The organism is Dietzia sp. DQ11-38-2 (genome assembly GCF_014145055.1).
Lineage (GTDB): Bacteria > Actinomycetota > Actinomycetes > Mycobacteriales > Mycobacteriaceae > Dietzia.
Genome location: NZ_JAALDW010000508.1, coordinates 176 through 7,241, shown reverse-complemented (window position 1 = coordinate 7,241; position 7,066 = coordinate 176). Strand labels below are relative to the sequence as shown.

The 7,066-nt window shown below is 67.5% G+C and carries 7 protein-coding genes; all 7 read left to right on the top strand.

Annotated elements, in window-relative coordinates:
* Positions 1-579, top strand: a 579-nt coding sequence (locus G6026_RS15935; protein WP_182613746.1) for an enoyl-CoA hydratase-related protein, incomplete at its 5' end; no start/stop codon positions are given.
* A 66-nt stretch (positions 580-645) separates the two neighbouring features.
* Complete coding sequence (locus G6026_RS15930; protein WP_107757066.1) at positions 646-1,779, top strand: NDMA-dependent alcohol dehydrogenase; 1,134 nt, start codon at positions 646-648, stop codon at positions 1,777-1,779.
* 11 nt (positions 1,780-1,790) lie between these two features.
* Positions 1,791-2,465 (top strand): TetR/AcrR family transcriptional regulator, encoded by a 675-nt coding sequence (locus G6026_RS15925; RefSeq protein WP_182613745.1) that lies wholly within the window; start codon positions 1,791-1,793, stop codon positions 2,463-2,465.
* A gap of 176 nt (positions 2,466-2,641) precedes the next feature.
* On the top strand, positions 2,642-3,013 hold the full coding sequence (gene rpsL, locus G6026_RS15920; RefSeq protein WP_017838186.1) for a 30S ribosomal protein S12: 372 nt from the start codon (positions 2,642-2,644) through the stop codon (positions 3,011-3,013).
* Positions 3,013-3,483 carry a 30S ribosomal protein S7 gene (gene rpsG, locus G6026_RS15915; RefSeq protein ID WP_017838187.1) on the top strand — a complete coding sequence of 157 codons (471 nt, stop codon included), beginning with the start codon at positions 3,013-3,015 and terminating at the stop codon, positions 3,481-3,483. The genes rpsL and rpsG overlap by 1 nt, the downstream gene beginning before the upstream one ends.
* A 201-nt stretch (positions 3,484-3,684) precedes the next feature.
* Positions 3,685-5,796 (top strand): elongation factor G, encoded by a 2,112-nt coding sequence (gene fusA, locus G6026_RS15910; protein ID WP_107757064.1) that lies wholly within the window; start codon positions 3,685-3,687, stop codon positions 5,794-5,796.
* A gap of 176 nt (positions 5,797-5,972) precedes the next feature.
* Positions 5,973-7,066 (top strand): elongation factor Tu (tuf, locus tag G6026_RS15905; protein ID WP_347238126.1); only part of this gene is annotated, 1,094 nt, incomplete at its 3' end.

Here is a 7,066-nt window from a genome sequence, read left to right as displayed (position 1 = left end):
GCCTCCGCGAGCCAGGGGAGTCCCGAGGATCAGGCCGCCGAGCGGACCCGGGTCTTCCTCGGGTTGCTGCGCGCGATCCTCTCGCACCCCAAGCCGGTGATCGCCGCCGTGGACGGCCACGTCCGAGCCGGGGGGATGGGGCTGGTGGCCGCCTGCGATCTCGCGCTGGCGGGGCCGGCCTCGACGTTCGCGCTCACCGAGGTCCGCCTCGGTCTGGCGGCGGCCATGATCTCGGTGCCGCTCGCCGCGCGGATCACCTCGCGGGACCTCTCCCGCGCCCTGCTGACCGGAGAGAGGTTCGACGCCGAGCACGCCCGGCGGATCGGCCTGCTCACGGAGGCGGTCGAGGACCTCGAGGCCGCTGTCGGTGACCTCGTCGACGCGTTCCGGCCCTGCTCGCCGCAGGGACTCGCGGAGAACAAGGCACTGCTCGCCGCACCGATCCTGGCCGATCTCGACGCCCGGGGTGAGGAGCTGGCCGGGGTGACCGCACGCCTGTTCACCACCGCCGAGGTGGCCGAGGGGATGACGGCCTTCCTTGAACGCCGTCCGCCCTCCTGGGCGACGCCGGACGCGTAGCGTATGCGATGTCGTTGATGTGTGACCTCCCCCACATCGCCCGAGTTCGAACCGAGAGGTAATGCCATGCGCACCAGAGCAGCCATCATCCGTGAGCCCAAGCAGGACGCCTGGGAGATCGTCGACGTCGACATCGACGATCCCAAGGCCGGGGAGGTGCAGGTCAAACTGGCCGCCTCGGGCCTCTGCCACTCGGACGAGCACCTGCTCACCGGCGACCTCCAGTTCGAGACCTACCCGATCATGGGTGGCCACGAGGGTGCCGGTGTGGTGACGAAGGTGGGAGAGGGCGTCACCGGGCTGGAGGAAGGGGACCACGTCGTCCTCGCGTTCATCCCCGCCTGCGGCGTCTGTCCGCCCTGTTCGGAGGGCCTCCAGAATCTCTGCGACAACGGCGCCGGGTTGCTCAGCGGCCGGGCGATCAGCGACGACGGCTACCGTGTGCACACCGCCGACGGTCAACCCGTCGCCACCATGTGCGTCCTCGGCACGTTCGCGCCGCACGTCACCGTCCATCAGTCCTCGGTGGTCAAGATCGAGAAGGACATCCCGCTGGACAAGGCCGCCCTGCTCGGGTGCGGCGTCTGCACGGGCTGGGGCTCGGCCACGGAGATCGGTCAGGCCAAGGAGGGCGACGTCGTGGTCGTCGTCGGGGTGGGCGGAATCGGGATCAACTCGGTGCAGGGCGCGGCCGCCGCAGGCGCGCGTGTCATCGTGGCCGTGGACCCCGTGGAGTTCAAGAGGGAGAAGGCCATGGAGTTCGGGGCCACCCACACGTGTGCCTCGATGGACGAGGCCATGGCGCTGGTGGGGGAGCTGAGCTGGGGACGGATGGCGGACCTGGTCCTGCTCACGATGGGGATCGTGGAGGGCAAGGACCTGCTGCCCGGGTTGATGCTCACCGGCAAGGGGCGTCGCTGTGTGGTGGTGGGTCTGGGGGACATGATGGCGGTCGACGCGCAGATCTCCATCCTCGACCTGGCCATGCAGCAGAAGACCCTGCAGGGCGCGATCTTCGGTGGCACCGGACCCCGCAAGCAGATCCCGCACCTGCTCCACCAGTACCGCGCCGGCAACCTCAAGCTCGACGAGTTGGTCACCAGGACGTACCGGCTGGACGAGATCAACCAGGGGTACCAGGACATGCGTGACGGCAAGAACATCCGCGGTGTGATCATCTACGACGAGCAGGACTGGTAACAGGAGGACAGATGACGGCACCCGAGAAGCGGGCCCCCAAGCAGGACCGTAGCCGCCTGACGCGGGAACGACTCCTCGGTGCGTCGATCGACCTCCTCGCCACCCAGGGCTGGGCGGCGACCACCGTGGGGGCGGTGGCCGCCGCCGCCGGCGTCTCACGGGGTGCCGCCCAGCACCACTTCCCGACCCGGGAGGACCTCATCACCGCCGCCCTCGGGCACATGATCGAGCAGCGGCTCGAGGACGTGCGGAGGGTCGGCCTGGATCTGCCGGAGCCGGGTCCCGAACGCACGGTCGCCGTGGTCCGGCTGATCGTCCAGCACTACACCTCGGATCTCTTCAAGGCCGCGCTCCACGTGTGGACCGCCGCGGCCAGCGACCCGGCGCTGCGCGACCGGGTGCTCCCGTTCGAGACCCACATGTCCCGCGAGGTGCTGGTGATCGCGGCCGAGGCCCTCGGGTACGACCCCGCCGACCTCCGGGTGCGTCGGCCCCTGCAGGCGACCCTCGACCTGGCGCGCGGGCTCGGCCTCGCGGACGTGCTCTCCGATGACTCGGCCCGTCGCGAGAAGGTCATCCGGTACTGGGCCGAGACGCTGGACCTGATGCTCGCGCAGGTCCCGGCGGCGTCGGACCGGGGCCTGCCCCCCGGCCGCGTTTTGACCGATCCTCACGGGGGCGGTTAGGCTTGACCATCGTGCTCGCAGTACGCGAGCTGGAGGATCGTGCCCAGTAGGCCAGCGAGAGCGGCTGACGTGGTCGCCCGTGCGCCCGTCGGGGAGCGCGAGAGTCCGGATACGAGCAACGTCCCAGTGACCGGTGGTCGCCCCCGAGGAGGCCGCCAGCTAGAGAAAGTCGGTTCATGCCAACCATCAACCAGCTGGTCCGCAAGGGCCGCCAGGACAAGAAGTCCTCGACAGCGACGGCGGCGCTCAAGGGCTCGCCCCAGCGTCGTGGCGTGTGCACCCGTGTGTACACCACCACCCCCAAGAAGCCGAACTCCGCGCTGCGCAAGGTCGCCCGTGTGCGCCTGACCAGTGGCATCGAGGTCTCCGCCTACATCCCCGGTGAGGGCCACAACCTCCAGGAGCACTCGATGGTGCTCGTCCGCGGTGGTCGTGTGAAGGACCTCCCGGGTGTCCGTTACAAGATCATCCGCGGCTCCCTCGACACGCAGGGCGTGAAGGACCGCAAGCAGGCCCGCTCCCGCTACGGCGCCAAGAAGGAGAAGTAATGCCTCGTAAGGGTCCCGCCCCGAAGCGCCAGCTGATCAACGATCCGGTCTACGGTTCGCCGCTGGTCACGCAGCTCGTCAACAAGATCCTCCTCGACGGCAAGAAGACGACCGCCGAGCGCATCGTCTACTCCGCGCTGGAGATCTGCCGTGAGAAGACCGGGACCGATCCGGTCCTCACCCTCAAGAAGGCGCTCGACAACGTCAAGCCCGCCCTCGAGGTCCGCTCCCGCCGCGTCGGCGGTGCCACCTATCAGGTGCCCGTCGAGGTCCGCCCCGGGCGTTCCACGACCCTCGCCATGCGCTGGCTGGTGAACTTCTCCCGGCAGCGTCGCGAGAACAGCATGGTCGAGCGGCTCGCCAACGAGATCCTCGACGCCTCCAACGGCCTGGGTGCCGCGGTCAAGCGCCGCGAGGACACCCACAAGATGGCCGAGGCCAACCGGGCGTTCGCACACTACCGCTGGTGATCCAGCCGGGCCCCGGAGCGGGGGGGACGCCCACGGGGCGTCACCGCTCCGGGGCCCCCCGGCCGCCCCGAGGGTGGCATCATTGAACGAGGGTCGCCTCTCGCGTGAGCGAGTCACGGCACGGCCCAGGACAACAGACCCGGTCCGGACGGTCCACCATGACCGCCCGGCCCACCTAAGACTCATGATCGGGGATCATCCGTGGCACAGGACGTGCTGACCGACCTCAACAAGGTCCGCAACATCGGCATCATGGCGCACATCGACGCCGGTAAGACGACCGTCACCGAGCGCATCCTGTTCTACACGGGTGTCAACCGGAAGATCGGCGAGACGCACGACGGCGCCTCGACCACCGACTGGATGGAGCAGGAGAAGGAGCGCGGCATCACCATCACGTCGGCCGCCGTCACCTGCTTCTGGGACAACAACCAGATCAACATCATCGACACCCCGGGCCACGTCGACTTCACGGTCGAGGTCGAGCGGTCGCTCCGTGTGCTCGACGGCGCGGTCGCGGTCTTCGACGGCAAGGAGGGCGTCGAGCCCCAGTCGGAGCAGGTCTGGCGCCAGGCGGAGAAGTACGACGTCCCGCGCATCTGTTTCGTCAACAAGATGGACAAGATGGGCGCGGACTTCTACTACACCGTGCAGACCATCATCGACCGGCTCGGTGCCAAGCCGCTCGTCCTGCAGCTGCCCATCGGTGCGGAGGACGAGTTCGACGGGGTCATCGACCTCGTGGACATGAAGGCCCTCGTGTGGCCCGGCGTCACGCCGATCGGCACCGAGGCCACGGTCCAGGAGATCCCCGCGGAGCTCAAGGACAAGGCGGACGAGTACCGCGAGAAGCTCCTCGAGGCCGTCGCCGAGAGCGACGAGGCCCTCATGGAGAAGTACTTCGGCGGCGAGGAGCTGACGAAGGACGAGATCCAGGCCGCGATCCGCAAGATGACGGTGAACGCCGAGATCTACCCGGTGCTGTGTGGCTCGGCGTACAAGAACAAGGGCGTCCAGCCCCTGCTCGACGCGGTCATCTCCTACCTGCCCACCCCGTTGGACGTCGGCTCGATCCACGGTCACGCCGTCGGGGACGAGGAGACGGAGATCCGTCGTCAGCCGTCGAAGGACGAGCCGTTCGCGGCGCTGGCGTTCAAGATCGCAGTGCACCCGTTCTTCGGTGAGCTCACCTTCGTCCGCGTGTACTCGGGCCGGATCGACCCGAGCACCCAGGTCATGAACGCGACCAAGGGCAAGAAGGAGCGCGTCGGCAAGCTCTTCCAGATGCACGCCAACAAGGAGATGCCCGTCGAGGAGGCCGTGGCCGGCCACATCTACGCGTTCATCGGGCTCAAGGACACGACCACGGGTGACACCCTGTGCGACCTGAACAACCAGGTCATCCTCGAGTCGATGACGTTCCCGGCGCCGGTGATCGACGTGTCGATCGAGCCCAAGACCAAGGCGGACCAGGAGAAGCTCGGCACCGCGATCCAGAAGCTGGCCCGCGAGGACCCGACGTTCTCCGTCCGCCTGGACGACGAGACCGGTCAGACCGTCATCGGCGGCATGGGCGAGCTCCACCTGGACGTCCTCGTCGACCGGATGAAGCGTGAGTTCAAGGTCGAGGCCAACGTCGGCAAGCCGCAGGTCGCGTACCGCGAGACCATCAAGGGCACGGTCGAGAAGTACGACTACACCCACAAGAAGCAGACCGGTGGTTCGGGTCAGTTCGCCAAGGTCCAGATCCGTCTCGAGCCGCTCCCCCAGGAGCAGGTCGAGGAGGGCGAGACCTACGAGTTCGACGACAAGGTCACCGGTGGTCGCGTCCCCAAGGAGTACATCCCCTCCGTGGACGCCGGCATCAAGGACGCCATGCAGTACGGCGTCCTGGCCGGGTACCCGATGGTCAACGTCAAGGCGACCCTGGTCGACGGCGCGTACCACGAGGTCGACTCCTCGGAGATGGCGTTCAAGGTCGCGGGCTCGATGGCCTTCAAGGAGGCCGCACGCAAGTGTCAGCCGGTGATCCTGGAGCCGCTCATGGCGGTCGAGGTCATCACCCCCGAGGACTACATGGGCGACGTCATCGGCGACATCAACTCCCGACGCGGCCAGATCCAGGCGATGGAGGAGCGCTCCGGCGCCCGCGTCGTCAAGGCCAACGTGCCGCTGTCGGAGATGTTCGGCTACGTCGGCGACCTCCGGTCGCGGACGCAGGGCCGGGCCAACTACTCGATGGTCTTCTCCCACTACGCCGAGGTTCCGGCGAGTGTGTCCAAGGAGATCATCGCCAAGGCGACCGGCGAGTAACCGGTACTGGTCCCGCCCGGCCGAGAGGCAGGGGCGGGGCCGATGCCGGCGGCGCACGGTCGAACCTCCGGGTGGCCGCCGGTTCGTGCCCTCGACGGCACGATGAGTAAGATCAGATCCCACACAATGCAGTGCCCACCTCGAGGTGGGGACAGACCAGTCCAGGAGGACACACAGTGGCGAAGGCGAAGTTCGAGCGGACCAAACCGCACGTTAACATCGGCACCATCGGTCACGTCGACCATGGCAAGACCACCACCACCGCGGCCATCACCAAGGTCCTGGCGGACACCTACCCGGATCTCAACGACGCGTTCGCGTTCGACGAGATCGACAAGGCGCCGGAGGAGAAGGCTCGTGGTATCACGATCAACATCTCCCACGTCGAGTACCAGACCGAGAAGCGCCACTACGCGCACGTCGACGCCCCGGGCCACGCGGACTACATCAAGAACATGATCACGGGTGCCGCCCAGATGGACGGCGCGATCCTGGTCGTGGCGGCCACCGACGGCCCGATGCCGCAGACCCGTGAGCACGTGCTGCTCGCCCGCCAGGTCGGCGTCCCCTACATCCTCGTCGCCCTCAACAAGTGCGACATGGTCGACGACGAGGAGATCCTCGAGCTCGTCGAGATGGAGGTGCGTGAGCTCCTCGGCTCGCAGGAGTTCGACGAGGACGCCCCCGTCGTGCACATCTCGGCGCTCAAGGCGCTCGAGGGTGACGAGAAGTGGGTCCAGGCGATCCGCGACCTCATGCAGGCCTGTGACGACTCCATCCCGGACCCCGAGCGTGAGACGGACAAGCCGTTCCTCATGCCCGTCGAGGACGTCTTCACGATCACCGGTCGTGGCACCGTCGTCACCGGTCGTATCGAGCGTGGCCAGATCAACGTCAACGAGGATGTCGAGCTCATCGGCATCAAGGACAAGGCCACCAAGACCACCATCACGGGCATCGAGATGTTCCGTAAGCTCCTCGACTACGGCGAGGCCGGCGACAACGTCGGTCTGCTCGTCCGTGGCCTCAAGCGCGAGGAGGTCGAGCGCGGCCAGGTCGTCATCAAGCCGGGCGCGTACACCCCGCACACGAACTTCGAGGGCCAGGCGTACATCCTGTCCAAGGACGAGGGCGGCCGCCACACGCCGTTCTTCAACAACTACCGTCCGCAGTTCTACTTCCGCACCACGGACGTGACCGGCGTCGTGACCCTCCCCGAGGGCACCGAGATGGTCATGCCGGGCGACAACACCGAGATGAGCGTCGAGCT

What these genes read in the sequence shown, in the direction of transcription:
- G6026_RS15925 (WP_182613745.1), top strand. Translation starts at nt 1,791, where the DNA reads ATGACGGCACCCGAGAAGCGGGCCCCCAAGCAGGACCGTAGCCGCCTG.
- rpsG (WP_017838187.1), top strand. Translation starts at nt 3,013, where the DNA reads ATGCCTCGTAAGGGTCCCGCCCCGAAGCGCCAGCTGATCAACGATCCG.
- rpsL (WP_017838186.1), top strand. Translation starts at nt 2,642, where the DNA reads ATGCCAACCATCAACCAGCTGGTCCGCAAGGGCCGCCAGGACAAGAAG.
- G6026_RS15930 (WP_107757066.1), top strand. Translation starts at nt 646, where the DNA reads ATGCGCACCAGAGCAGCCATCATCCGTGAGCCCAAGCAGGACGCCTGG.